This is a genomic window from Actinoallomurus sp. NPDC052308 (assembly GCF_040679195.1).
Taxonomy (GTDB): Bacteria; Actinomycetota; Actinomycetes; order Streptosporangiales; family Streptosporangiaceae; genus Actinoallomurus; species Actinoallomurus liliacearum.
Map to the genome: position 1 here is coordinate 1 of NZ_JBFAUM010000041.1, position 24,811 is coordinate 24,811.

22 protein-coding genes are annotated in these 24,811 nt (G+C 72.5%); 8 read left to right on the forward strand and 14 right to left on the reverse strand.

The genetic code is table 11. From position 1 onward, the window contains the following. Window positions 1-121 precede the first annotated feature (121 nt). The 3 genes from AB0L00_RS42660 to AB0L00_RS42670 form a co-directional block, all read right to left on the reverse strand. A complete protein-coding gene (locus AB0L00_RS42660) occupies window positions 122-952 on the reverse strand; it encodes a hypothetical protein (RefSeq protein WP_364443482.1) in 831 nt (276 codons plus the stop codon). Further along, window positions 949-1,719: a hypothetical protein gene (locus AB0L00_RS42665; RefSeq protein WP_364443484.1), complete on the reverse strand. Its 771-nt coding sequence runs from the start codon at window positions 1,717-1,719 to the stop codon at window positions 949-951. The genes AB0L00_RS42660 and AB0L00_RS42665 overlap by 4 nt, the downstream gene beginning before the upstream one ends. Window positions 1,720-1,862: 143 nt before the next feature. Then, the gene (locus tag AB0L00_RS42670; protein ID WP_364443485.1) at window positions 1,863-2,765 is read right to left on the reverse strand and encodes a CDP-alcohol phosphatidyltransferase family protein; all 903 of its coding nucleotides are present in this window, start codon (window positions 2,763-2,765) and stop codon (window positions 1,863-1,865) included. A gap of 262 nt (window positions 2,766-3,027) precedes the next feature. Here AB0L00_RS42670 and AB0L00_RS42675 point away from each other — a divergent pair, with 262 nt between their 5' ends. Continuing rightward, window positions 3,028-4,449 (forward strand): NAD-dependent succinate-semialdehyde dehydrogenase, encoded by a 1,422-nt coding sequence (locus AB0L00_RS42675; protein WP_364443486.1) that lies wholly within the window; start codon window positions 3,028-3,030, stop codon window positions 4,447-4,449. Window positions 4,450-4,498: 49 nt separating this feature from the next. Here AB0L00_RS42675 and AB0L00_RS42680 read toward each other — a convergent pair whose 3' ends face one another. The 3 genes from AB0L00_RS42680 to AB0L00_RS42690 form a co-directional block, all read right to left on the reverse strand. Beyond that, window positions 4,499-5,554 carry an ABC transporter substrate-binding protein gene (locus tag AB0L00_RS42680; protein ID WP_364443487.1) on the reverse strand — a complete coding sequence of 352 codons (1,056 nt, stop codon included), beginning with the start codon at window positions 5,552-5,554 and terminating at the stop codon, window positions 4,499-4,501. A gap of 80 nt (window positions 5,555-5,634) precedes the next feature. Then, window positions 5,635-6,483, reverse strand: coding sequence for an ABC transporter permease (locus tag AB0L00_RS42685; protein WP_364443488.1), 849 nt, complete (start codon window positions 6,481-6,483; stop codon window positions 5,635-5,637). Continuing rightward, window positions 6,473-7,318, reverse strand: a complete 846-nt coding sequence (locus tag AB0L00_RS42690) for an ABC transporter ATP-binding protein (RefSeq protein WP_364443490.1) — start codon at window positions 7,316-7,318, stop codon at window positions 6,473-6,475. The genes AB0L00_RS42685 and AB0L00_RS42690 overlap by 11 nt, the downstream gene beginning before the upstream one ends. Window positions 7,319-7,475: 157 nt before the next feature. On the opposite strand from AB0L00_RS42690, the gene AB0L00_RS42695 reads away from it, so the two are divergent. From AB0L00_RS42695 to AB0L00_RS42705, 3 genes are all read left to right on the forward strand, one after another. Beyond that, window positions 7,476-9,071: a sensor histidine kinase gene (locus tag AB0L00_RS42695; protein WP_364443492.1), complete on the forward strand. Its 1,596-nt coding sequence runs from the start codon at window positions 7,476-7,478 to the stop codon at window positions 9,069-9,071. Continuing rightward, complete coding sequence (locus AB0L00_RS42700; protein ID WP_364443494.1) at window positions 9,068-9,727, forward strand: response regulator; 660 nt, start codon at window positions 9,068-9,070, stop codon at window positions 9,725-9,727. The genes AB0L00_RS42695 and AB0L00_RS42700 overlap by 4 nt, the downstream gene beginning before the upstream one ends. A gap of 553 nt (window positions 9,728-10,280) precedes the next feature. Continuing rightward, window positions 10,281-10,916 carry a hypothetical protein gene (locus AB0L00_RS42705; protein WP_364443496.1) on the forward strand — a complete coding sequence of 212 codons (636 nt, stop codon included), beginning with the start codon at window positions 10,281-10,283 and terminating at the stop codon, window positions 10,914-10,916. Between the two features lie 180 nt (window positions 10,917-11,096). On the opposite strand, the gene AB0L00_RS42710 is transcribed toward AB0L00_RS42705, so the two are convergent. After that, on the reverse strand, window positions 11,097-12,383 hold the full coding sequence (locus AB0L00_RS42710; RefSeq protein ID WP_364443498.1) for a nucleotide sugar dehydrogenase: 1,287 nt from the start codon (window positions 12,381-12,383) through the stop codon (window positions 11,097-11,099). 160 nt (window positions 12,384-12,543) lie between these two features. Between AB0L00_RS42710 and AB0L00_RS42715 the strand changes: the two genes are divergently transcribed. Then, window positions 12,544-13,512, forward strand: coding sequence for a ribonuclease Z (locus AB0L00_RS42715; RefSeq protein WP_364443499.1), 969 nt, complete (start codon window positions 12,544-12,546; stop codon window positions 13,510-13,512). Between the two features lie 110 nt (window positions 13,513-13,622). Here the strand turns inward: AB0L00_RS42715 and AB0L00_RS42720 are convergent, their stop codons facing one another. The 5 genes from AB0L00_RS42720 to AB0L00_RS42740 form a co-directional block, all read right to left on the reverse strand. After that, entirely contained in the window at window positions 13,623-14,579 is a 957-nt protein-coding gene (locus AB0L00_RS42720; protein WP_364443500.1) for an NAD-dependent epimerase/dehydratase family protein, read from the reverse strand. Next, on the reverse strand, window positions 14,576-15,730 hold the full coding sequence (locus AB0L00_RS42725) for a glycosyltransferase (RefSeq protein WP_364443501.1): 1,155 nt from the start codon (window positions 15,728-15,730) through the stop codon (window positions 14,576-14,578). Before AB0L00_RS42725 ends, AB0L00_RS42720 begins: the two co-directional genes overlap by 4 nt. 178 nt (window positions 15,731-15,908) lie before the next feature. Further along, window positions 15,909-16,508: a hypothetical protein gene (locus AB0L00_RS42730; protein WP_364443503.1), complete on the reverse strand. Its 600-nt coding sequence runs from the start codon at window positions 16,506-16,508 to the stop codon at window positions 15,909-15,911. 8 nt (window positions 16,509-16,516) lie between these two features. Continuing rightward, complete coding sequence (locus tag AB0L00_RS42735; RefSeq protein WP_364443505.1) at window positions 16,517-17,518, reverse strand: endonuclease/exonuclease/phosphatase family protein; 1,002 nt, start codon at window positions 17,516-17,518, stop codon at window positions 16,517-16,519. Window positions 17,519-17,647: 129 nt separating this feature from the next. Further along, complete coding sequence (locus tag AB0L00_RS42740; RefSeq protein WP_364443506.1) at window positions 17,648-18,628, reverse strand: LCP family protein; 981 nt, start codon at window positions 18,626-18,628, stop codon at window positions 17,648-17,650. A gap of 234 nt (window positions 18,629-18,862) precedes the next feature. Here AB0L00_RS42740 and AB0L00_RS42745 point away from each other — a divergent pair, with 234 nt between their 5' ends. Beyond that, window positions 18,863-20,263 carry an O-antigen ligase family protein gene (locus AB0L00_RS42745; protein ID WP_364443508.1) on the forward strand — a complete coding sequence of 467 codons (1,401 nt, stop codon included), beginning with the start codon at window positions 18,863-18,865 and terminating at the stop codon, window positions 20,261-20,263. Next, window positions 20,250-21,086: a class I SAM-dependent methyltransferase gene (locus tag AB0L00_RS42750; RefSeq protein ID WP_364443510.1), complete on the forward strand. Its 837-nt coding sequence runs from the start codon at window positions 20,250-20,252 to the stop codon at window positions 21,084-21,086. Before AB0L00_RS42745 ends, AB0L00_RS42750 begins: the two co-directional genes overlap by 14 nt. Before the next feature lie 74 nt (window positions 21,087-21,160). Here AB0L00_RS42750 and AB0L00_RS42755 read toward each other — a convergent pair whose 3' ends face one another. Next, a complete protein-coding gene (locus AB0L00_RS42755; RefSeq protein ID WP_364443511.1) occupies window positions 21,161-22,399 on the reverse strand; it encodes a glycosyltransferase in 1,239 nt (412 codons plus the stop codon). 195 nt (window positions 22,400-22,594) lie between these two features. Between AB0L00_RS42755 and AB0L00_RS42760 the strand changes: the two genes are divergently transcribed. Next, the gene (locus AB0L00_RS42760) at window positions 22,595-23,869 is read left to right on the forward strand and encodes a hypothetical protein (protein ID WP_364443512.1); all 1,275 of its coding nucleotides are present in this window, start codon (window positions 22,595-22,597) and stop codon (window positions 23,867-23,869) included. Here the strand turns inward: AB0L00_RS42760 and AB0L00_RS42765 are convergent. After that, on the reverse strand, window positions 23,818-24,771 hold the full coding sequence (locus AB0L00_RS42765) for a glycosyltransferase family A protein (RefSeq protein ID WP_364443513.1): 954 nt from the start codon (window positions 24,769-24,771) through the stop codon (window positions 23,818-23,820). The two genes, AB0L00_RS42760 and AB0L00_RS42765, sit on opposite strands and share 52 nt — an antisense overlap. Window positions 24,772-24,811: the final 40 nt, after the last annotated feature.

Genomic DNA, 24,811 nt, shown 5'->3' on the forward strand with positions numbered 1-24,811 from the left:
CCGGTCGTCGCGGCCGAGCTCGACCGTCATCTGTCCACGGCGAAGGAATGGTTTCCGCATCAGTACGTGCCGTGGAGCCGGGGCCGAGGGCGCCCGCCGCTTCGACGGCCTGGTCGGCGGGTCAGAGGGAGGTGAGACGGCCGAGGAGGTCACCGTACGCGCGCAGCGCCGTGCGCAGGCGTTCGGTGTCGGCGTCGCCGTTCCACCGCTCCCGCAGGCCCCGCTGCTGATCCTCCAGTGCGGTGGTCAGCGCGGTCACGGCCTCTTCGCACAGGGTGCCGGCCCGCTCGACCGAGGCGCGGGGATCGTCGACGAAGCCGGCCTTGACCTCACGCCACCGCGAATCGAATCGGTCGGCGTCGTCCCGGCCGAAGAACCGCTCACCGGCCGTCTCGCCGGCCGGGATGTCCGGAGCGGTCCCCTCCGCCACGGCGTCCGCGCCGGACCCGGCCGGCAGGGAGGTGCCGGACTCGCCGGCGACGGTGGCGGGGTCGGGGCCATCCGCCGCGACGGCCACGCCGGGGGAGTCGGCCGGCGGCCGCTCGTCGTCGGCACGGGCCGGGGCCGTCCAGGGCGCCGGGCCGACTCCGTCGTCGGCGGGTCCCGCGTCCGTCGGCGCGGAGCCCGTCGACCCGGCCGGCGAGCTGCCAGGAGCGTACGACCGGGCGGTGGCCGTGGGCCCGGCCGTACGCTCGCCCAGCGGGTCGGCCGGGCTGCCCGGCTCGATCCGGGACTCGCGGGTGCCGTCGCGTCCGGACCCGGTGGCCTCCCGGGCATCGTCCTCCGTGCGGCTCGACAGGATGATCTTGTTCGGCTCCGTGTCGTGGTCCTCGGTGCGGTCGGCCGTCCGGCCGCGCCCCTCGTCGGCGCCGGTCATCGGCATGCCCGCGACGGGCCGGTCGCCGGGCATGGGACGGGCGCGCTCGTCCGTCCGGTCCTGGTAGTCCTTCATCGTCTCCGTCCCTCCGCGATCTCCGCGTCCCTCCTTGACTCGGCCGACTCGTCGGCCCGCCCGTCGGCCGACCCGCGGGGATCGGCGTCCCGCCGGGACGGGGCCCGCTCGGTCGATACGACGGGCCCATCGGCCCGGGCCTCCCGCGCGTGTCCCGCGGCGTCCGGCGGGGCGGAGTCCGTGTCGGCGACATCCGTACGAGAGGCGCCCGTAAGAGAGGCGCCCGTGAGCGACTCGCCGTCGCCGAGCAGTTCGGCGAACAGGGCGCGGTAGTGGACCATCGCCTGGCGGAGATCCTCGGTGCTCGCCCGGCCCGCGTCGGCTCGGCCCCGGATGTCGTGGGCCGTGCGGTACCGGTCGATCGTGCCGGCGTGCTCCACGGACAGGTCGGCGACCTGCTGTTCGTAGTCCTCGGTGGGGTAACCGCGGTCCTTCATGACCCGGACGAGGAGGTTGTCCGCCTCGGCGACGGCGCTCTGGGGGGAGTCCACGAAGTGCTCCTGCACCCGCTGCCAGTCCGCGCGGTACCGGTCGCGTACCGTCGGGTCGAGGTCGCGGATCTGCAGTTCCCGGTGACGCTGCTCGCGGGCGCGCAGTTCCTGCTCGGCCTCGCGGGCGCTGTCATGACGTTCCACGGTGCGGTCGTATTCAGGCCCGAACCTCTCGCGCAGCCGGCGGCGCTGCTGCTGCCGCCAGGCGAAGAGGCCAAGTGCCGCTACGACCAGAACCGCGACGATCACGATGACGGCCACTGTGGCGGTCGACATGATTGCCTCCGGTGGGTGGGCTGTGATGGACGCCACGTGCCCGTAAAAAGCGGGTCAAAACACATCGCCCGGGTCGTGGGCGCCGCGAGGGCGGCCCACGACCCGGGCGATGTGCTCGGACTACGGGAGGCGGGGAGGACCGGTCACCCGACCCGCGCGGGCTGGGAATCGCCGGCCCGGATCTCCGCGAGGGCGCGGGTGAAGTCACGGGAGGACAGCCACAGCTTGTACATGATCGCGAACTCGAACACGAGCAGCAGCGCCGCCGCGCCGATGGTGACGGGGATGATCTGGTTCACCAGCGGTCCGATGATGAACACGGCCATCTGGAACTCGATGCCGCTCACCAGGTGCGTACGGACGCGGTGGTCGCGCAGCCAGTCACGGACCCGGATGTACCACGCGAAGCGGGAGCGGAACTCCTGCTGCAGGTCGATCACCTCGACGGTGCGGGTCTTGATCTCGTCCGGGTCCAGGTCGGGGTCCTCACGCAGCAGGTCCTCGGCGAAGACGGGCGTCTGGGTGGCGGCCGAGTCGGCGATGGCCTTGGTCAGCTCGCCGCGCATCTGCCGCCGGACCTTCGCCACCTGCAGGGCGTCGACGTAGCGGAGCATGTCGAGGAAGACGACCGCGACGCCCAGGAGGAGGTAGATCTCCCTGTCGGTGGCGCGGTACTCCCCCCACATCAGCGCGAGGGTGCAGGTGAGGACGCGGATGCGGTCGAAGACGTAGTCGAGCCAGCCGCCGAGCACGGTACCGGTGCCCTTGAGCCGGGCGATCTTGCCGTCCATGCAGTCCAGGACGAAGCTCAGGTGGTAGAGCACGGCGCCCAGCACCAGCCACTTCCAGTCCGCGGTGAGGAAGCAGCCGGCCGAGCCGAGGCCGAGGAAGAGCGCGCCCCAGGTGATCTGGTTCGGCGTGATGGAGGTCCTGTTCGCGGTTCCGACGACGAGTCGGCCGGCCAGGGGGTCCACGAGGAACACCGTCCACCAGGCGTCCCGAGCCTTGAAGGTCCGGGACTTCACCTCTTCGAGCGTGAACTTCATACGGTTGGCCCCTTGGTCATATGAGGGATGGCCCGGAACTCGCCGAGCCCGGGGATTTCGATTGGTACTCCGTCAGACGCTCCGGCGAACTTCAAGGTTTACCCCCTGTTTACGCGAACTTTGGCTTTGGTCGGTTTATCGCCTGGTGGGAGACCACGGGAGCGACCGCCCCACGGTCGGCCGACCGGTGCCCGACCTGCGAAGGGTTGCCCTCGGCCTGGCGGGTAACGTGCGGTGCGAGAGGCTCTGGGAGGCGATCGGCATGGAGAACCGGCTTTACATCGGCGGCACGTGGACGGCGGCGGAGGGGTCCTTCGACGTCATCGATCCGTCGACCGGCGAGGTGTTCGCCTCGGTCGCGGACGCCGACGCGGACGCCGCCGTACGCGCGCTCGACGCCGCCGCGGCCGCTCAGGCATCCTGGGCCGCGACCGCTCCACGCGAGCGCTCGGAGATCCTGCGCCGGGCGTACGAGCTGATGCACGAGCGTGCCGAGGAGCTGGCCCGGCTCACCACCCGGGAGATGGGACGGCCGATGGCCGAGTCGCTGGGTGAGGTCTCCTACGCCGCCGAGTTCCTGCGCTGGTTCGCCGAGGAGGCCGTCCGCGTCGGTGGCGAGTACCGGGTCGCGCCGGGCGGCGACTACCGGATCCTGACCACCCGGCAGCCGGTCGGTCCGGCCTATCTGGTCACGCCGTGGAACTTCCCGCTGTCGATGGTCACCAGGAAGGTCGGCCCGGCGATCGCCGCGGGCTGCACGATGATCATCAAGCCGGCCGAGGCCACCCCCCTGTCCGCGCTGGCCCTGGGTCGGCTGCTGGCCGACGCCGGCGTGCCGGAGGGCGTTCTCAGCGTGCTGCCGACGAACCGCGCCCCCGAGGTGACGAACGCCCTGATCGCGGACGGGCGACTGCGGCTGCTCTCGTTCACCGGCTCGACCCCGGTCGGCAAGAGGCTCATGGAGCAGGCCGCGGGCAAGGTGCTGAGGACGACGATGGAACTGGGCGGGAACGCCCCCTTCCTCGTCTTCGACGACGCGGACCTGGACGCCGCGCTGAACGGCGCGGTGCTGGCCAAGATGCGCAACACCGGAGAGTCGTGCGTCGCGGCGAACCGGTTCATCGTCCACGAGGCCGTCGCCGAGGAGTTCGCGGCGGGTCTCGCGGAGCGGCTCGGCGCCCTGCGGCTCGGACCCGGACTCGACCCGGAGACGGAGGTCGGCCCGCTGATCGACGAGCGGGCGCGCGACCGCGTCGCCGGTCTGGTGGCCGACGCCCTCGAACGCGGCGCGACCCTTCGCGCGGGCGGGAAGGTGCCGGACGGCCCGGGATGGTTCTACCCGCCTACCGTGCTCGGCGACGTGCCGGTGGACGCCCGGGTGATGCGCGAGGAGATCTTCGCTCCGGTCGCGCCGATCGCCGTCTTCCCGGACGAGGAGTCCATGATCGCGGCGGCCAACGACACCGAGGCGGGCCTGGTCGCCTACGCCTACACCCGCGACCTGAAGCGCGCGCTGCGGGTCGGGGAGGCGCTCGAGACCGGGATGGTCGGGCTCAACCGCGGGCTCGTCTCCAACCCGGCCGCGCCGTTCGGCGGGGTGAAGGAGTCCGGGATCGGCCGCGAGGGCGGCTTCGAGGGCATCGACGACTACGTCGAGCTGAAGTACCTCGCCGTCGACATGTGACGACGACGCGTACGGCCCCGGGAACGCGTTCCCGGGGCCGCACGTTCGGTCACTGCTTCGGCGCCTTGGAGACGTACTCGGTCGTGTAGGTCTTGGACAGGTCGACGGTGTCCTGCTTGCCCTTCACGTTCGGCGAGAACTGGGCGAGCACGTTCAGGACGTTCTTCGCCCCGTCGGCGGGCATGACGCCGTCCGCGGTGAACATGCCGATGGTGTCGTTGACCGCCTGCTCGTAAAGCTTGGGGTCACCGCCGGCGTAGTCCGCCGGCATCTTCGCGGCGATCTCCGCCGGCTTGTGCGCCTTGATCCAGCCCAGCGTCTTGACGAACGCGTTGGCCAGCTTCTGCACGGTCGCCGCGTTGTTCTTGACGTAGTCGCAGTTCATGTACAGGGAGCTGGACGGGTACAGGCCGCCGAGCGCCGCCTTGGTGCCCGCCTCCGTCCGCATGTCGAGCATGACCTTCCCCTTGCCGGTGCTGACGAGCTTGGCGACCGTCGGGTCGGTGGTCATGCCCGCGTCGATGCCGCCGTTGTTCAGGGTGGCGATGAACGTCTGGCCGGCGCCCGCCTTGACGGTCGTGTACCCGGAGGTCGGCACGCCGTTCTTGGTCGCCAGGTACTGCGTCAGGAAGTCGGTGGAGGAGCCGGGGCTGGTGACGCCGAGCTTCTTGCCCTTGAAGTCGGCCGGGGACTTGATCTGGCCGGCCTTCCCGGCCGCCACGACCTCCACCTCGCCCGGCACGTCGGCGAACTGGACGACGCTCTCGATGCACTTGCCCTTGGTCTGCAGGTCGATCGTGTGGTCGTAGAACCCGACGACGCCCTGGACGTCGCCCGAGATGAGGACGTTCTCGGCCTGCGCGCCCGCCGGCTCGGTCAGCAGCTGCACGTCGAGGCCCTGCTCCTTGAAGTAGCCGAGCTGCTCGGTCAGCTTGGCCGGCAGGTAGATGACCTTGTCGATGCCGCCGACCATGATCTTGACGGTGCCGCCCTGCTTGCCCCCGCCGCTCCCGCCGGACGAGGTGCGCGAGTCGCGGCAGGCGGCGAGGGACAGGGCGGTCGTGGCGGCGAGCGCCGCCGCGGCGATACGGGTGGTGGTGCGCATGTGAGCTCTCCTTGGGTACGCGCCCATCCGCGACGGTGCGGACGGCGGGCGGGGGAGGGTGAGGTCTTGGGGGAGGGGGGTCAGATCCGTGCCTCGTTGCCGGCGACGGGCGGGCGCCACCGCAACAGCCGGCGTTCGAGGAGGGTCAGGAGCCACTCGGCGAGCAGTGCGATCACCGTGATGACGATCATCCCGGCGTAGATGCCGGCCGAGTCGAAGGTGCCCTGGGCGTGGTTGATCAGCAGGCCGAGACCCTTGTCCGCGCCGCTGTACTCGCCGACGATCGCGCCGATGATGGCGAACCCGAACGCCGAGTGCAGGGAGGCGAGGATCCAGGAGGTGGCGCTGGGCACGACGATCGTGCGCAGCACGGCGGTACGGCTCGCGCCGAGGATCCGCGCGTTGTTCACCAGGTTCCGGTCGACCTCGCGGGCGCCCTGGAAGGCGTTGAAGAACACCGCGAAGAACACCAGGATGAACGCGGTCGCGACCTTCGACGACATGCCCAGGCCGAACCAGATGACGAACAGCGACGCCAGGATGATGCGGGGGATCGCGTTGGCGGCCTTGATGAACGGCGCGCACACGTCGGACAGGAACCGGCTGCGGCCCAGGACGATGCCCAGCACCACGCCGCCGACACTGCCGAGCACGAACCCGATCAGGGCCTCTTCCAGCGTGTAGGCGATCTGCGTCCAGATCGACCCCTGCGACGTGCCGTTCGTGAACCAGTCGACGAGCCGGTGCCAGATCGCGCTGGGCTTGGAATAGTAGAACGGGTCGATCCAGTACGTCGCCGCCAGCTCCCACGAGCCCAGCACGGCGACGACCAGCAGGATCCGGACGGCGTTCACGGAGAACGCCCGGCGGCGGCCCGCGGCGCGGGCCTGGGCGACGGCGGTCGCGTGGTCGTCCAGCTCAAGCAGCATTGCCGGTACCCCTCTCCCGGGTGATCTGGACCTCTTCGCGCAGTGACTCCCACACCTCGCGGTAGATCTCGAGGAACTCGGGGGTGAGCCGGATCTCCTCGGCGTCGCGCGGCCGCTTCAGCGGCACGTCGAAGGACGCCTTGACGGTGGCGGGGCTCGCGGTCATCACCACGACCCGGTCGCCGAGCACGACGGCCTCTTCCAGGTCGTGCGTGACGAAGACGACGGCCGCGCCGCCGCCCTTTCCGAGAGGGTCGTCACCGGCCCACAGGCGGAGCAGCTCGTCCTGCATCAGCCCGCGGGTCTGCACGTCCAGGGCGGAGAACGGCTCGTCCATGAGCAGGATGGACGGCTCGTTGACGAGCGTCTGGGCCAGGGCGACGCGCTTGCGCATGCCGCCCGAGAGCTGGTGCGGATAGTACGACTCGAAGCCGCCGAGACCCACCCGGCGGACCCAGTCGCGTGCCTGCTCGCGCGCCTGCCGCTTAGGAGCGCCGCGGTACCGGGGACCGGCGGCGACGTTGTCGAGGACCGTGCGCCAGGGCAGCACGGCGTCGGTCTGGAACATGTACCCGACCCCGTCGGGGATGCCGTCGACCGGCCGCCCGTGCACGAGGACCTCGCCGGCCGACGGAGGCTCCAGGCCGGAGACGAGGGACAGGGTGGTCGACTTGCCGCACCCGGTGGGGCCGACCACGGCGACGAACTCACCGGCGCGCACCGTCAGGTCGAGGTCGCGGACGGCGGTGTGCACTCCACCCGACGAGGAGCGGAAGCGCTTGGTCGCGTCGCGGAGCTCGATCGCGGGGCCGTCAGGCTCTGCTTGCGTTGGCATGCCGGGAGGTTACGAGTGCGTTTCCGGGCCGTTAAGTCTTGCTCGCGATGTAATCGCAAGCCGTGTTTCCGGAGGTTAGCGATCTTTGCGACGTTTATCGCATTGTGCTCACCGGATTCGGCGGAAGCGGGCCTGCTTAGGGCTAGTGTGCACGTTGATGTCCTCCCGTATCCGGATCCGCTTCGCACACCAGGTCCTGATCCTGCAGATCAGCGTCGTGGTGCTCGTCGCCCTGACCGGGTACTCCCTGGCCGCGTGGATGCAGCGCGACGAGCTGCGCAACCAGTACGCCTGGCGGGCCCTCACCGTGGCCCGTTCGGTCGCGGCCGACCCGGTGATCGGCGACACGGTGGCGACCGGCGGCGACCCGAACGGCGTCGTGCAGAGCCGGGCCGAGCGGGTCCGGCGGGCCACGGGCGCCCTGTTCGTCGTCGTCACCGACCGGAACGGCATCCGCCTCTCCCATCCGACCCGCGCGCTCATCGGCAAGCGGGTCAGCACCGACCCCTCGGCCCCGCTGTCCGGCCGGGAGGTGAGGGTGATCGAGCGTGGCACCCTCGGCCTGTCCGCACGCGGGAAGGTCCCGCTGTACGACCAGCGGGGCGACCTCGTCGGCGAGGTGAGCGTGGGCATCGACGCCGGGGAGATCGACCGGCGGGTGCACCGGACGATGGCCGTCGCCGCCCTGTTCGCCGCGGCCGCCGTCGCGCTGGGCGTGGGCGCGTCGTTCGCGATCGGGCGCCGTCTCAAGCGCCAGACATTGGGCCTCGAGCCGTACGAGCTGGCCGAGCTGGTGCAGGAACGCGCGGCGGTCCTGCACGGCATCAATGAGGGGGTGCTCGCGGTGGACGCGGCCAACCGGGTCACCGCCTGCAACGCCGAGGCGGCGCGGCTGCTGGGCGTCACCCCGGCCCGCGGTGAGCCGGTCACCGAACTGCCCGTACGCGGCCGACTGAGGTCGGTGCTCGACGGCAAGGAGGAGGCGCACAACCTGTTCGTCGTCGCCGGCGAGCGCGTCCTGATCGTCAACCGGCGGGAGGTCCGGCACGACGGGCGCCTGCTCGGCACGGTGATCACGCTGCGGGACCGCACGGACGTCGAGTCCCTCGCCCGGGAACTCGACGCGGTGCGCGCGCTGTTCGACGCGCTGCGCGCGCAGCGGCACGAGTACGCCAACCGCATGCACACGCTGTCCGGACTCCTCCGGCTCGGGCACTACGAGGAGGCGGCCGGCTACATCCAGGCCCTCGCCGAGGTTCCGGAGGCCCGCGAGGCGCCGCCGGACAACCTTCCCGACCCCTACCTCCGGGCGTTCCTCGCCGCCAAGGCGGCCGTCGCGACGGAGAAGGGCGTCGCCCTGGAGATCGCCGAGACGAGCTGGGTACCCGGCCGGGTCGTCGACCCGCTGGACGTGACCACCGTGCTCGGCAACCTCGTCGAGAACGCCATCGAGGCGGCACGGCTCGGCGCGTGCCGCCCGGCACGGGTGGAGGTCGAACTGCTCGGCGACGGCACCGACCTCCACGTCACCGTCGCGGACTCCGGTGAAGGCGTGCGGGAGGAGCTCAGAGAGGCCGTCTTCCGCGAGGGCGTGTCCACCCGCCGATCCGAGGACGGCCGGCCGCGCGGGCTCGGCCTCGCCCTCGCCCGGCAGGCGGCCCGTGCGCGGGGCGGCGACGTCGGCATCGCCGACCCGGATCCCGGCGGCCAGGGCGCCGTCTTCGTGGCGAGCCTCCCGGAGGTGTTGCAGTGATCGAGGTGCTGGTCGTCGACGATGACTTCCGGGTGGCGCAGATCCACGCCGGGTTCGTCGAACTGGTCCCCGGCTTCCGCGTCGCCGGGCGGGCGCACACCGCCGCCGACGCCCGCGCCGGCGCGGCAGGGGTCGACCTGGTGCTCCTCGACGTCTACCTGCCGGACGAGTCGGGGCTGTCCCTGCTGCCCGAGCTCGAGGCCGACGTCATCATGGCCACCGCGGCGACCGACCCGCACTCCGTGCACACGGCGTTCTCCCACGGCGCGCTGCACTACCTCATCAAACCGTTCACCGCGGAGGAGCTGGGACAGCGGCTGCAGGCGTACGCCCGCTACCGGGAACACCTGACGGTGTCCGGTGAACTCGGCCAGGCCGACGTGGACCGCGCCGTCCGCGCCCTGCACACGGTGCCGCGCCCCGAGGGCCGGGCGGTGAAGGGCCAGTCGTCGGTCACCGCCCGCCTCGTCGCCGAGGCGCTGCGGGGCGCCGGCGTGCCGCGGTCGGCCGCCGAGATCTCCGACGAGGTGGGCATCTCCCGCGCCACCGCGCAGCGCTACCTGGCATCGCTCGCCCAGTCCGGACGGGTCCGCGTCACGCTGCGGTACGGCAGCACCGGCCGTCCCGAGCACCAGTACACCTGGCGAACCCGCTGACCCTCGGCGCGGACCGTACCCGCGTGAAGACCGCACTCGGGCGGTACGCCGTCTCAGCGATTGCGTGACACCGAAAAGTGCCTCGCGGCCGGATACAAGGCGGGCTTCCGGAAATGCCGTTTATTCCGCGAGAGGCGAAGGCGGTATTGCTCGATCATTAACCCGGCATATGTCCCGGTGGACGGTGAGACGGGTATCCCTATATCGGCCGCCGCATTGCGGTGTGAAAAGCCAGATTCCCAACAGGATGAAGGTGTCTAAATTGACGTACTGCAGCAAAAAACGACCGGCTGAAGCGACCACCAGGCTGCGTCCGCTGGCTCTGGCCGCCATCGTGGCGTTCAGTGGTCTCGCGGTCGCCGGGGCCGCGGCGACGCCGGCGGAGGCGGCGCGCGGGGCGCAGATGAACGCCCGGGGATTGGCCTCTGCCAGCGCCTACTGCGAGGGCATGCCTCGCGAATACGCGAGCGATTGCACGGAGAGCGTCGACCGGTTCCTTCCGCCCCGCAGCAAATCCGCTGAAGATGACAAAGCCGGGCCGGACGACATAAACATGGATAACCACCCACACGTCATTCGGGACAGGGACGTCCGTGAGTCCGGGGGCGAGACGAGGAGCCCACGGCGCCGCCACGGCCGGCGGGCGGGCGCGGGCGCGGCCCACCACGGACGGCGGACCGGTGAGCGCCAGCGAGGGACCGAGAGCGCGCACTCCCCGCACGCCTCGCACCGGGGTGAGGGGGCGCAGCGCGGTGAGGGAGAGCAGCTCGCCCAGAGCCCGCGTCGGGGCGAGGGCGCGCAGCGCGGTGAGGACGCCCTCCTCACGCAGGGCCCGCGTCGGGGCGAGGGCGCGCAGCGCGGTGAGGGCGCGCAACTCACGCAGGGCCCGCGCCGGAATGAGGGGGCGCAGCGCGGTGAGGGAGAGCAGCTCGCCCAGAGCCCATACCGGAATGAGGGGGCGCAGCGCGGTGAGGGCGACCAACTCGCTCAGAGCCCATACCGGAATGAGGGGGCGCAGCGCGGTGAGGGCGACCAACTCGCTCAGAGCCCATACCGGAACGAGGGCGCACAACGGGGCGAGGGCGACCAGCTCGCCCAGAGCCCGCGCCGGGGTGAGCGCGCGCAGATGGTCCGCCGTCCGCAGAAGTCGCAGCGCCCCGTGATCCGCATGAGCATCACTCGGCGTTAACGCGGTGCGCGGCGTCCGGTCTCGCCGCCTCAGGCGTGACCGAAGACCGCTGCGGTGGCGACATCACCGGCGGGTGCCGGCGTCCGGCGCGGCACCCGTCGCGTTCCCGTGGTCACCCTGGCCGCCGCGCTGCCGCGGCCGCCCTGCCCGCCTCGGTCGTCAGGGTGGCTCGACGGCTGGTCAGAGCCGCTCCACGTGGTCCGAGACCGGCAGCACGCCGCGGGTGTCCAGCAGCAGGCGGGCCCGGGCGGAGACCAGGTCGAGGTCGAAGGCGCGGTGGGGCTGGAGCAGGATCGCGAGGTCGGCCGCGCCCAGCGCCGTCTCGAGGTCGGGCCGCCGGACGACCTCGACGCCCTCGACCGTCCAGTCGTCGACCAGCGGATCGACGTAGTGGACCTTCGCCCCGGAGGCGTGCAGGCGCCGGGCGAGCGGCCGGGCCGGCGACTCCCGGTCGTCGGCGACGTCGGGCTTGTAGGTGACGCCGAGCAGCACGATGGTCGCCCCGTTGACGCAGTGGTGGTAGCGGTGCAGCAGCCGAGCGGCGCGTTCGGCGACGTACGCGGGCATCCGATCGTTGATCTGCTGCGCGAGCTCGGCGAACTGGAACTGGTACCCGAGCCGCCGCACCCGGTGCGACAGGTAGCTCGGGTCGATCGGGATGCAGTGCCCGCCGACACCGGGGCCCGGCCGGAACGCCTCGTAGCCGAACGGTTTGGTGGCCGCCGCCGAGATCGTCTCCCAGACGTCGACGCCGAGTTCGTCGCAGAACATCGCGATCTCGTTGACCAGGCCGATGTTGACCTGGCGGTAGGTGTTCTCCAGCAGCTTGGCCATCTCGGCCTCGCGGGTGCCGCGGACGGGCACGACCCGCTCGACGAACTTGCCGTAGAACGACACGGCCCGGTCGAGACAGGCGGGCGTCAGCCCGCCGACGACCTTCGGGGTGTTGCGCAGGCCGAAGACCGGGTTGCCCGGGTCGATGCGCTCCGGTGAGTAGGCGAGGTGGAAGTCGATGCCCGCGCTCAGCCCGCTCTTCTCCAGCAGCGGCCGGACGACCTCCTCCGTCGTCCCCGGCCAGGTGGTCGACTCCAGGACGACCAGGGTGCCGGGCCGCAGCCGCCCGGCCACCATCTCGGCCGCGCCGGTGACGGCGCCGAGATCGGGCCGCCGGTCGCCGTCGAGCGGCGTGGGCACACAGATGATCACCGTGCCCGCCCCGGCCAGCACCCGCGGATCGGTCGTCGCGTGGAATCCCCGGGCGAGCAGGCCCGCGACCTCCTCGTCGGAGACGTCGTCGACGTGGGAGACGCCCGCGTTCAGGCCGTCGACGCGACGCTGGTCGACGTCCACTCCGACCACGCGCATTCCACTGCGCGACACCTCGCGGACGATCGGCATCCCCACGTAGCCGAGTCCGATCACGGCGAGGTCCCATTCGACCGCTCGATCGTCTCGTGGCTGGTCCATCGCACCTCACCGAGATCGTCACCCATGGTCAACATTCGAATGCTAAGCGTGATATCCGATTAGGCCGGTGATCGACACGCTCCCCGCCCCCGTGGGGTCCGACCGGTCCCACCGGTCGCCGTCCAGCGACGCGTCCCCTCGTCGGGAGCATGATGGGACCATGTCAACGCGCGATCTCGTCGTTCTCGGTACGGCCAGCGCCGTGCCGACCCGGGCCCGCAACCACAACGGCTACCTGTTGCGCTGGGACGGACACGGCATCCTCTTCGACCCGGGGGAGGGCACCCAGCGGCAGATGCTGCACGCCGGCGTGAGCGCGAACGACATCACCTGCCTGTGCCTCACCCACTTCCACGGCGACCACTGCCTCGGCGTCCCCGGGGTGGTCCAGCGCATCGCCCGGGACGGCGTCGCCCACCGCGTCCGCGCGGTCTTCCCCGCGAGCGGCGCGGAGTACTGGCGACGACTCCGGCACGCGGCGGTCTTCGCCGACACCGAGGTCATCGACGAGGAGCCGATCGCCGGCGGCGAGGCCCGGATCGACCTGCCTGGGGCGCCGTTCACGCTCACCGCGCATCGCCTGTCGCACGGGGTCGAGTCGTACGGCTACCGGATCGAGGAGCCGGACGGCGTCACCATGCTGCCGGAGCGGCTGGCCGCCCACGGCGTGACCGGACCGCTCGTCGGGACCCTGCAGCGCGAGGGGTCGGTGACGGCGCCGAGCGGCCGTACGGTCACGCTCGAGGAGTGCGCCGTCCCGCGTCCAGGGCAGAAGGCGGCGTTCGTGATGGACACCCGTGTCTGCGACGCGATCGCACCGCTCGCCACGGGCGCCGACCTCCTGGTGATCGAGTCCACGTTCCTCGACGCGGACGCCCGCCTGGCGGACGAGTACGGGCACCTGACCGCGGCGCAGGCGGGCGCGATCGCGGCCGCGGCGGGGGTCCGCCGTCTCGTCCTGACGCACTTCTCCGAGCGGTATCCCGCGGCGGAGCAGCCGAGGTTCGCCGAGGAGGCGGCCGCCGCGTTCGACGGCGACATCGTCGTCGCGCGCGACCTCGACCGGGTGCCCATGCCGCCCCGCCGCCGGATCGCACCGGTGTCCGCCGCGGGGACCGGCCCCGTCTGATCGTCGTACCGCTCCGCGCGTACGATCCGACGGGCCGCGGGCCCTGGGAGTGAACCGGCGCCGCCGGATCGTCGCGCGCGTCCGGAGGACGCGTTCATCGGTCCGGCACGTCAGCGGGCCGCGGGGCCCTGGAGGTGGACCGGCCGGTCGCGGAACCACGCGACCGTCCGCTCGAGTCCCGTCTCCAGCGGCACCGCCTCGATGCCGGGGAAGAGACGGCGCAGCCGGCCGTCGGCGGCCTGTGAGTCGCGGACGTCTCCCGGACGCGGCGGAACGTGCGCCACCTCGATCGGCCGTCCCAGCACGGCGGACAGCCGCCGTGTCAGTTCGAGGATCGACACTCGCGTGCCGAACGCCAGGTTGACCGGCCGCGCGCTGGTCACCCCGCGGAGGACCGCGTCGGCGAGCACCGCCACGACGGTGCCGACGTAGGTGAAGTCACGGGTCTGCAGTCCGTCGCCGTGCACGGTCAGCGGTTCGCCGCGTAATGCGCCGTCGATGAAGGCCGGGACCACGGCCGCGTACGCGTGGTCCGCGGGCTGCAGGGGGCCGTACACGTTGAAGAAGCGGAGAGCCAGGACCGGAAGGCCGAAGCTGGCGCGGTACGCCAGAACGTACGCCTCGGCGGCGAGCTTGCTCGCTCCATAGGGGCTGAGCGGACGCGTGGGCAGGTCCTCGTGCTTGGGCAGGTCCGGTACTCCGCCGTAGACCGAGGAGGACGAGGCGGCGACGACGTGGACGGAGCGCCGTCGGCACGCCTCGAGAAGCAGGAGCGTGCCGGTGGCGTTGGCGGCGTGACTCGCCACCGGAGCCGCCAGCGAACGCGGGATCGACGGGCGCGCGGCGAGGTGCACGACCGCGTCCGCGTCGGCCAGGACGTCAGAGACGAGCCCCTGGTCAAGGATGCTGCCCTCGACGAGGTCCGCCCCGGAACCCTCGAGGTTGTCCACCCGGCCGGTGCTGAGGTCGTCGAGGGCGACGACCTCGTCGATGCCCGGCCGGGCCATGAGCTCCCGGCACAGGTTGGCGCCGATGAAGCCGGCGCCGCCGGTGACCACGACCTTCACCGGGCGGCCTCCTCGGCCCGCGCCGGCCGCCGGCCCCACGCCTCGGCGATCGACGCGTAGATCTCGGCGATGTCGGACACCAGCCGCTCCGGGCCGAACCGCGTCGTCGTCCACGCCCGCGCCTCGTCGCCCATCTTGCGGCGCAGCGGCTCGTCCTCGAGCAGCCGCACGATGTGCCGGGTGAGCTCGTGCGTGTCGCATCGGGCGAGCAGTCCCGTCTCCCCGTCCCGCACCACCTCCGCGACGCTGCCCACCCGCGTCGCGACGCAGGGCAGTCCGGCCATCCCGGCCTCGATGAGCGAGACCGGCATGCCCTCGTTGTCGGAGGTGAGGATCACCAGGTCGGCCGCCGCGTAGACGGTCTCCACGTCGGCGCGCCAGCCCAGCATGGTGCACATGCCGCCGAAGGTCCGGGCGGCGGCCTCCGTCGCCGGCATGGCGTCACCGCCGCCGGCGATGACGAACCGTACCTCGGGATGGGAACGGCGCACCTGGCGTGCCACCGCGACCATCCGGTCCGGCCGTTTGATCCTCGTCAGCCGGCCGACGAACGCCACGACCGGGCCGTCGTCGGGGATCCCCAGCTCGTGTCGGGCCTCGGCGCGGCCGGGGAGCGGGCCGAGCGAGGTGCCCGGCGGCACCACGGAATACCGCTCGGAACCGCCGATCCCGGCGGCGATGAGCTCGTCACGGACGCGGGCGCCGACCGCGACGAGCCGGTCCGTCATCGCGGCCGCGGCACGCTCCGCGGTCACCACGAGCCGGGTCTTGGCGGGCGAGAAATAACCGTGCAGCAGGTGGCCGTGGTACGTGTGCACGCGAGCGGGCACGCGCGTCAGCACGGCGGCGGCCCGGCCCAGCAGGCCGGCCTTGGCGGTGTGGGTGTGCACGATGTGCGGCCGGAACCGGCGCATCTCGCTGACCAGCGCCGCGATGGCGCGGGCGTCGTCGCCCGGCCGTACCGTACGTCCGAGGGCAGGTATCCGGTTCGGGGTGATGTCGGCGCCGCGAAGGTCGAGGTGGTCGGCCTCGCCCGGTTCGACGGTCCCCGCGTAGAGACGCTGGTCGAAGAGTCCGGGGTCGAGGCCGCGCATCAGCTCCACCGCCTGGAGAGCCGGGCCGCCGACGTTCATCCGGGTGATGACCCGCATTACTCTGATCCGATTGTCCGCCACCATGCGCCCCCCGGCACCTAAAGTGATCACTTACGTACATCTCCGTTGCTCGCTTTACGAACGATCCGGCTTCGCTAAAGAAAGCGGAATGGCCGTCGCGCGCCACCCGATGAATCGGACGGCACGGGATATCGCCTCGCGTAATACCGAGAGATCACGCCGACTCGGACAGGACGTACCGAAGCGGCCGCTCGAGAGCCCGGTCGATCGCCGTGACACAGGCGCGGTACTCCCCGTCCGAGCGCCGATACGGGTCGGGGATGTCATCGGCGCCGATCGCGCCGGGCGGGCTCATGCCGCGCATGCGGGCGGCCTCCCGCACCAGCGACACGGCCCGGGAGACGACGCACGCGCCGCTGAGCCGCCCCGCGTCGAGACGGTCGACGAGTCGCGCGAACTCCAGGATCGTGAACACCCTGGAATGAGACGCCGGCCGGCACGCGACGACCGCCTCCAGGTGCCGGCGCTCCGCGGTGAGGACCAGGTCGGCCGTCGCCACCACGGCGGCGGTGACGGCCCGGGCGGAGAACCCCGCCGTGCGCCCGCCGAGGGAACGCAGCAGCGCGTCTGCGCGCGGATCCATCGCGACCCCGTCGCATCCGAGCGTGCCGGCGCTGCTCACGGTGAGGCGCGATCCGTCGGACCCTCCGGCCGCGCGGATCCTCAGCCGGGTCAGTTCGGCCGCGATCGGCGACCGGCAGATGTTCGCGGTGCAGACGAACAGCAGGTGGAATCGCTCAGGGGCGGCGGGCACCGGGATCCTCACGGCAACCGCACCCGTGCGAACACGGCGCGGTGGTCGCTGCGGGGCAGGGCGTACACGTCGGCCCGCTGGACCGCGCAGCGCGCGTCGATCATGATGTGGTCCAGGGCGATCGGGGGTACCCACCAGGCCTTCCGGAAGGTCGGGACCAGTCCCTTGCCGGTCCTGTCGGCCGCGTCGGCGTACCCCTCGCCGAGCAGGCCGCGCAGGGGGGCGTGGTCCAGCGTGGCGTTGAAGTCACCGGCCAGGATCCGTACGACGCCGTGCCGAGCGCCGGGGAGCAGCACGAGCGCGCGACGCCACTGCCCCACCCCGGACGGGCTCAACGGCCGGGCCAGATGCACGCCGAACAGCTCCACCCGGCGACCGCCGGGCAGCCTCATCTCCGCGCGCGGCATCGCGAGCCCGATCTCGCTCATCGGGAAGGTCGGCAGCGCGCGCAGCGGATGACGCGCGTACAGGGCCGTCCCCTGCGCGCCCGCCATCGGCATGGCGACCTTGTACGGCAACAGCCTCGTCAGCCCCGCCCGGTCGAGACCGGCGTCGGCCCGGGAGGTGAACTCCTGCACGCTCAGCACGTCCGCGCCGGTCCGGCGTACGAGGCCGACGATCGCGTAGGGATCCGCCAGGCCGAGGCGGAGGTTCGCGGTGAGCACCCGCAGGGACGGCCCGTCCGCCGCCGGCCCGGAGTCGCCGACCGCCCGAGGCACCACCGCGATCGCGAAGGCCGCCGCGACCGCGACCGTCACACCCAGCGCCCGCCAGCGCCGGAGCACCAGGGTGTAGACGATGAACACGGTCGACAACGCGGCGGCGTACGGCGTGAAGGCCAGCACCGGGACCAGTATCCCGGTGAGGAAGGAGATCCGGTCGCTCCCGGTCAGGCGCGCCAGCGCCCAGATCGCCAGGACTACGACCGTCCACCGCACCAGCACGCGCATCACCTCGCGCGTGCGCGTCCGCGGCGTCGTGCCGGTCGGGGTCGCCGTCGCCGTTCTCAAGGAATCCCACCTCTTCCGACTCCGGTCGCACCCTGTCCGCGACGCAGTGCTGTCGTTCCGTCGCGGAGAGTAGCAGACGCCTGGTCGCCGTCACGCGCATGGCAGCGCGCCGCGGCGGATCGAGCCGGGTCAACGATCCGGACAGCCCGGTTTCGGGCAGTCGGTCACCAGGGCCCTGGCGATCTCGCTGACCTCCGCCGGGTTCAGCGTCACGACCCGGCCGACGCCGGGCACCGACCCGTGACCGACGGTGGAGATCACGGTGGGCGGGAGGTCGCCCGTTTCACGCAGGGTGAGCGCCAGGCGGATGAGGTCGTACAGGTGGGCGCCCTCGTCGGTCGTGACGGTGCCGGTGCCGTGCGCCATGAGCGAGAGACCGCGCACCGGGTTGAGGGCCACGCCGGGTCCGGCCATCGCGCGGACCAGTGCCGTGACCAGCCTGCGTTGATGTTCGGCGTGGTCCAGGTCGCCGCGGTTGTGCGCGGCGGCGCGCAGGTACGCGAGCGCCTGTCGCCCGGAGAGCCGGGGGCAGGCCGTCGGCGGGCCGGGCGTCCTGGCACTTCGCACGGTACCGGGCGACGGCGGCCCGGCCGTGGCCGCGCCGGCCGGGCGCGCGCAGATCCGTACGCCGCCGACCAGGCCGACGAGCGTCGCGAGGCCGGTCAGGCCGATCTCCAGGTACCGTTCGACGCCGACATGCGTGACGGACTCGGTCGTCCGTACGAGCAACGGGGGACCGCCCCACGCGAACGCGGCCCGGAGAGAGCCGGCGCCGTGCCCGGCCACCGCCGGGGCGTAGGCGTCGGGCGGCAGGTCGATCAGCGTGGGCCTCCCGCCGGTGGAGGGCAGGTGGAGCAGCATGATCGTGTCGACCTGACGCCGCCCCGTGCCGATCCCGCGCGTCGCGGCCGCGCGACGCTCGTCGTGGCGGGGCCCGTCGTGCCGGAGCTGATCAGGGCGGGGCTCGTCGTAGAGGACGAGCAGCCAGTCCTGCCCGAGCCCCCACGTGGGTCTGCCGGGGTAGTAGCCCCCGATCGCGTCCACCCGGCGTGGTGCCGTCTCGGCGAAGGCGCAGCAGCCGATCAGTAACACGATGAGGACGTCGAGCACGGCGAACGGCCACCGCCCGCGGCCGTACGGAGACCGCCGCGTCCACCGGGGGCTCGACGGTGCGTCTCCGCGCGCTCGGGCCGCGTTCTGGGACTCGTCTTCCATGGCACCCCCGGATGTCGGCCGTCCGGCCGGTACATCGACTGCTACGCTCCGTAGTTATATCCGTTCGCACCGTGCGGGACGGCCGCGGCCTTCCGGATGTTCCCGCCGCCTCGGACAGGAGGGACCGGCGTGGGGGTGTTCCGCCGCGACCGTGGCGAGGGCTCCCGGGACGGCGCGTCGCCCGGCTCCGCACGCCCGGCGGTCGCGGGCTTCCGAGACCTGTGGCGACCGGCGACGGTCGTGCTGCTGCTCGTGCCCGTGAGCATGCTCGGCGGGACGTCGGCCGACGGCCGGTTCGCCGCGGTGGCCGGGATCGCCGCGCTCACGCCGGTGGTCGCCGTCCTGCTCGCGACGGGCGTCCTGCCGTTCCGGCTCTGCTACCTGGGGATCGCGCTGTTCGCCGGCCTGCTCCTCGTGAGCTTCTTCCGCCCGGCGATGACGACCCGGGTGGCACCGCCGCCGGTGCGCCCCCGGTTCGCCGACCACCTGCACATCCTCGGCGGAGCGGCCCCGCTCCAGCTCAGCCGTCTCGCGGATCTCGTGGGGCTGCTGTCCGGCCTGGCGCTGTCGGGTCTCCTCATCGCGGCGAGGCCGCACCCTCGGCAGGTCGCCCGCGTCATCGTCCTGTCCGGCGCCGCCGCGGCCGCGTACGTGCTCGTCCGCGGCGAGTTCGTCCACGCGCGCCTCGCGGGGCTCGGCTGCAATCCGAACTATCTCGGCTGCCTGCTCGCGGCTCCGCTGGTCGCCGCCGTGGGGCTGCTGCGGTACGCCCGCAACGTGAGGTGGCTCCTGCCCGCCGCGATCTGCGCCCTCGCGCTGGTCCAGACCCACTCCCGGAGCGCGTTCCTGGCGGCGGCCGTCGGCGTCGCCTGCGTGCTCTTCCTCGACCGGTCCTGGCGTGCCCATGCCCTCCTCGTCGCCGGGCTCGGCGCGGGGGCGGGCGTGGCGGCGGCGACCGGGATGCTCGGCCGGTTGTCACGGCACGTCGCGAACCTCGGGGCGGCCAACCGGACGGCCACGGATCTCAGCGCCAGCAACGGACAGCGCGCGCAAGTGGCGGAACTCGCCGCGCGCGTCATCGCGGACCACCCGTTCCGGGGGATCGGGTATTCCATGTTCCCCGCCTACGCGCAGCGGTCTCCCGGGTTCGCCGTCTATCTCGGCACCCACAACGACTACCTGCGGCTGGCGGCCGAGGCGGGCGTACCCACGCTTCTCGCCTTCCTCGTCCTCGTCGGCCTGGGGATCTTCCACCGGCGCCCCGGCGAACTGGCGGTGCAGCAGGCCGTCATGCTGACCTTCGGGGTGCTGCTCATGTTCGCCAATCCGCTGGCGAACCCCGCCGTCAGCGCGCCGTTCTGGGGAGCGCTCGGGTGCCTGCTGGCGTGGCGACCTCGCCGGGTCCCGGATCCTTCGCGGCCCTCGATCGCGTCTCGCCTCCGCAGAGCGCCCGGCCACGGGCGCGGAGGCACGCCGGCGCCCGGACCGATCGCATCGCGGGAAGGGACCGGATCGCATGCTCCGCACTGAAACGGATGGCCACCGGGCCGACCGGTTCGCGTTCGGCAGGAACTGGCGCTCGTTCGCGGCGCTGGTCGACGACGCGAGGATCGAGGCCGCCGGCGATTCGCTGCTGGGACCGCTGGGACGAGCCGACCTGGCAGGCTGCGCCTTCCTTGACGTCGGGTGCGGCAGTGGGCTGTTCTCCCTCGCCGCCCACCGGCTCGGGGCCCGCGTCCGCTCGTTCGACTTCGACCCCGACTCCGTCGCGGCGGCGGCCGGGCTGCGGGACCGGTTCGCGCCGGGGAGCGACTGGCTCATCGAACAGGGGTCGATCCTCGACGCGGGATTCGCCGAGGCGCTCGGCACGTACGAGATCGTCTACGCGTGGGGGGTCCTGCACCACACCGGGGACCTGTGGGGTGCGATGGACGCGACGTCCCGCCTGGTGGCGCCGGGCGGCCTGCTCTACGTCTCCGTGTACAACGACCAGGGGCCGCGCAGCCGGAGGTGGTGGCGGGTCAAGCGCCGCTACAACAGGTCCGGTCCGCTGACGCGTCGCCTGCTCCTGGCCGGCAGCGCCGCCTACCTCGCCCGGCGCCTGCCGCTGCGCCTGCTCGAACGACTCGTCCGTCCGGCCGCCCGCGTACCGGCCGGGCAGGTCCGGGCGCGCGGCATGTCCGCATGGCATGACCTCCTCGACTGGGTCGGCGGGTTCCCGTTCGAGGTGGCCAGGCCCGAGGAGGTGTTCGACTTCCTGCGAGCCCGCGGCTTCGCGCTGCGCCGCATGACGACCTGCGGAGGCGGTCTCGGGTGCAACGAGTTCGTCTTCGAACGCTCCCATGGGGGCTGAGGCCGCGTCCCGGTCGACCGGCGGCGCGCGCGTCGTCAGGCGGTGTCACGGTCGACGGGGCGGCGGGCGTGTCGTCACGCGGTGTCGCGGCGGGTCCTCGGCACCGGGCGCCGGCGAGTCGGCCGGTACGCCTTCGGGCGCCGCGCCCGCCCGACGAGGTCGGCGTAGAGGCGGACGTGCTGCTCGACCATGGCATCGGCGCTCAGGTGGGCCCGGCTCCACGCGCGGGCCCTCGCCGCCAGGTCGGCTGCGAGCCCGGGATCGCCCAGCAGCCGTTCGAGGCCGTCGGCCAGCGCCTCCGGGTCGGCCGGAGGTACGAGCAGGCCCCGGCCGTCGAGGAGCTCGCCGGTGCCGCCGACATCCGTCGCGACGACCGGGCGTCCGGCCGCCATCGCCTCCATGACGGCGTTGCTCATGCCCTCCTCGAGCGAGGCCAGGGCCACGACGTCGGCCCGGGCCAGCAACGGCCCGACGTCGGTGCGGACGCCGAGGAAGCGGACATCGATGCCCAGCCGCGCCGCCTGGTCCTCCAGCGCGGGTCGCTCGGGCCCGTCGCCGACGAGTACGAGGATGCAGGCCGAGCCTCGCGACCGCAGTCGTGCGACGGCGTCCAGGAGATGCCGGTGACCCTTGTACGCGATGAGGTTGCCCACGCAGAGGACGACGGGAGACGGAGCCGGGAGGGCCGCCGGGGCCACGGGATCGAACGCCGAAGCGGGCAGCCCGTTGCGGACCACGGTGATCTTGGAACGGCGGACCCATCCGTCGCGGAGCGCGTCCTCGGCGACGACGCGGGCGTTCGCCACCAGGTGATCGGTCATCCGCGTCGCCGCCGCCTCGACGACCCGCAGCAGCGGGCGGGCCCGGACGAAGCCGGCCAGACCGCGGCGGCCCGCCACGAGCACCGGCGTCCCGGCCAGCCGAGCGGCCGGCGCGGCGGTCACGTAACTGTGGAAGAGGAACGCGTGCAGTGCCTGTGGCCGGGTGCGGCGCAGGTGGCGGACCAGCCGCACGAAGGCGGCGACGTTTCCGGCGAGCATCCGCGGGCCCGCCGGCCTGCGCCGGAAGCCGAGATGCTCGACGGGGACACCCCGGGCACGGAGCTCGTCCTCCCGAGGGCCGCCCTCGAACATCACCAGCACGCGCGCGTCGACGCCCCGGGCGCGCAGTCCGTCCGCGAGGAGGACCACCTGCTTCTCGGTGCCGCCGAGACCGAGCTGGCCGATCAGCAGGAAGACCCGCCCGAGCCGGGTCGCGGCCGCGCCGCGGGGCTCGGCCGGGGTCGAGGTCGGATCGTCGGTGCGCGGCTTCATCTCTTTTGGATTCTCCGCGACACGGCGGCTTTCCGCCCTCCGGTCCCGCGTGTCGCCAGAACTGTTGAGAAGGTGTTTGTCGAACTGTTTCAGAAGCGTTGATCGCGGCCTGATCGCCTGCCATTCGCGGCCTGATACACAGATGACGTCGGCGTGGAATCCCTGGTGGCCAACGACGAAAAAGGCGCGGTATTGATGATCAAAGCACCCTTGCGGCGCAGTGGTTGGGTCCTGGCCGATTATGGGGTCTCCGCGGCGACCAACATGCTGCTGACCGTCATGGTGGCGCGAAATGTCACGCGCGCCGAGTTCGGCGTGTTCGCCGTGCTGTACGGCTATTACGTCCTCGTCGTCGAGTTGTCGCGGGCGACGTTCAGCGAGCCGCTGCTGGTTCGCGTCTCCGGTGCGTCGCACGACAGACGGCACCTGGCCGACAGCGCCGGCGCCGCGGCGGTCTTCGGCGTCGTGGCCGCGACGGTCCTCATCCCGCTGTCCATCATGGTGCGCGGCGGCCTGGACCCCGCGGCCGTGGTCCTGGCGCTGGCGCTGCCCGGCCTGTTGGTCCAGGACGCGCTGCGCGTGGGGTTCATCGCGCACGGACAGGCCGCGAGGTCTCTGGCGAACGACCTGTTCTGGGGGGCGTCGCAGGCCGTGGCGCTCGTCCTGCTGTTCACCGCCGGCGCCGGGCTGGTGTGGGCGCTGGCGATGTGGGCGGGTGCCGGGCTGGCGGCGGCCGTGCTCGGCATGGCTCAGGCCGGTGTCGTGCCGCGCTGCACCGCCGTACGCGGATGGTGGCGCGACTACGGGAGGCTGTCCCGCCCGTACGCGGTCGAGGTCGCCGTCATCGCGACCGCCGCCTACGCGGGCACGCTCGCGGTCAGCGTGGTGGCGGGCGTCGCGGCCGTGGGCGCCCTGCGGGCCGGGAACACGCTGCTGGGACCGGTCGGTCTGGTCTGCGCCGCCGGACGTACGATCGCGATCTCCGAATGCCGCCGGGCGATCGCCCACGCGCCGAGCCGGCTCGTGCCGACGATGCTGGTGATCGGGGGAAGCCTGGCCACGGTGGCCGTCTGCTGGGGGCTCGTCATGCTGTCGCTGCCGCCGAGCCTGGGCGACCGGCTGGTGGGGAGTTCCTGGACCACCGCGCGTGTCGTGCTGCCGCCGCTCGTCGCCGTTCAGTTCGTCAGCACCATCGCCATGACGATGGGCGGTGCGATGCGGGCCCTCGAAGCGGTCCGCGAGCAGTTCATCCTGCGCGTCCTGGGCGGGGCGCTGGCCTTCCTCGGCCCGACGGTCGGTGCGGCCTGGCATGGCGCGTTCGGCGCCGCAGTCGGTCTGGCCACGCTCAACGCGCTCGGGTGCGTCCTGACCTTCCTCGTCTTCGTCCGTATCCTGTCCCGGCGCCGGGCGGGACGCCTTCACTCACCGGGCTCTCCGGTCCCGGTCGCCGAGCAGGCCGAGGTGTCGTAGAAGCGCCGTGCCTCGAGCGGCTCCGGAGCGCGGACCTGGCTGAAGACCCGCCCGGTGAGGCCCTCGAGGATGCCGATGATCTGCTGCAGGCACCAGGCGGCGCGGCGACGACGCCCCGTCGCGAGGAAGAAGACGACGCCTCCCATCTCGCGGACCAGGATGGGGGCGATCAGGCGGGGGCCGTAGTGGCGACGGTAGACCCGCCCGGCTCCGCGCGCGTAGTGCCGGCACTTCACCCGGTAGAGGAGGTCCTCGGGGGTGCCGTTGTAGCCGGTCTCGTAGACGGCGATCGCCGGGTCGAAGAGGATCGTCCAGCCGGCGCGCAGGCCGCGCAGCAGCAGGTCGAGGCCGGCCGTCGACTGCCAGGGGGTGGGGTTGCCGACGCCGAGCGTCTCGTCGAATCCGCCGACGCCGCGCAGGAACGCCGCGCGGAAGAAGCATCCCGCCTCGATCGTGTTGGTGCGGACCGTCGCCTTCGTCAGGACGGTCCGCCGGCCGCCGCAGATCCGGTGGCTGCGATGGCCGCCGGGGAAGTTCACGGCGCCGGATACGACGCCGATGTGGTGGCCGGTGGCGAAGGCGGCGGCGGCGTTCGCGAGGGCGTCGGGGGCGAGGCGGACGTCGTCGTCGGGGAAGGTGACGATGTCGTAGTCGTCGCCGAGGGCGGCCAGGCCGGTGTTGCGTCCGAGCGAGGCACCGCGGGCGGAGGTGAGGCGGCGCAGGGGGAGGCGGTCGCGCCAGGTGTCGATGACGTCGGCGGTCTTGGTGTTCGTGCTCTGGTCGACGACGATGACGTGGCTGGGTGGCAGGGTCTGGTCGGCCAGTGACCGCAGGAGCGTGTCCAGGTGGACCGGGCGGCCGACCGTGGCGACCACGCATGCCATCCGTGGCTGTGAGGACATGTCTCGATGATCGGCGGGCGGGCGGGGGACCGGCCGCCGC

Excerpts from the sequence above, each read along its gene's own strand:
- AB0L00_RS42660 (WP_364443482.1), bottom strand. The coding sequence starts at position 952 with ATGAAGGACTACCAGGACCGGACGGACGAGCGCGCCCGTCCCATGCCC.
- AB0L00_RS42665 (WP_364443484.1), bottom strand. The coding sequence starts at position 1,719 with ATGTCGACCGCCACAGTGGCCGTCATCGTGATCGTCGCGGTTCTGGTC.
- AB0L00_RS42670 (WP_364443485.1), bottom strand. The coding sequence starts at position 2,765 with ATGAAGTTCACGCTCGAAGAGGTGAAGTCCCGGACCTTCAAGGCTCGG.
- AB0L00_RS42675 (WP_364443486.1), top strand. The coding sequence starts at position 3,028 with ATGGAGAACCGGCTTTACATCGGCGGCACGTGGACGGCGGCGGAGGGG.
- AB0L00_RS42680 (WP_364443487.1), bottom strand. The coding sequence starts at position 5,554 with ATGCGCACCACCACCCGTATCGCCGCGGCGGCGCTCGCCGCCACGACC.
- AB0L00_RS42685 (WP_364443488.1), bottom strand. The coding sequence starts at position 6,483 with ATGCTGCTTGAGCTGGACGACCACGCGACCGCCGTCGCCCAGGCCCGC.
- AB0L00_RS42690 (WP_364443490.1), bottom strand. The coding sequence starts at position 7,318 with ATGCCAACGCAAGCAGAGCCTGACGGCCCCGCGATCGAGCTCCGCGAC.
- AB0L00_RS42695 (WP_364443492.1), top strand. The coding sequence starts at position 7,476 with ATGTCCTCCCGTATCCGGATCCGCTTCGCACACCAGGTCCTGATCCTG.
- AB0L00_RS42705 (WP_364443496.1), top strand. The coding sequence starts at position 10,281 with ATGGATAACCACCCACACGTCATTCGGGACAGGGACGTCCGTGAGTCC.
- AB0L00_RS42710 (WP_364443498.1), bottom strand. The coding sequence starts at position 12,383 with ATGGACCAGCCACGAGACGATCGAGCGGTCGAATGGGACCTCGCCGTG.
- AB0L00_RS42715 (WP_364443499.1), top strand. The coding sequence starts at position 12,544 with ATGTCAACGCGCGATCTCGTCGTTCTCGGTACGGCCAGCGCCGTGCCG.
- AB0L00_RS42725 (WP_364443501.1), bottom strand. The coding sequence starts at position 15,730 with ATGCGGGTCATCACCCGGATGAACGTCGGCGGCCCGGCTCTCCAGGCG.
- AB0L00_RS42750 (WP_364443510.1), top strand. The coding sequence starts at position 20,250 with ATGCTCCGCACTGAAACGGATGGCCACCGGGCCGACCGGTTCGCGTTC.
- AB0L00_RS42755 (WP_364443511.1), bottom strand. The coding sequence starts at position 22,399 with ATGAAGCCGCGCACCGACGATCCGACCTCGACCCCGGCCGAGCCCCGC.
- AB0L00_RS42760 (WP_364443512.1), top strand. The coding sequence starts at position 22,595 with ATGATCAAAGCACCCTTGCGGCGCAGTGGTTGGGTCCTGGCCGATTAT.
- AB0L00_RS42765 (WP_364443513.1), bottom strand. The coding sequence starts at position 24,771 with ATGTCCTCACAGCCACGGATGGCATGCGTGGTCGCCACGGTCGGCCGC.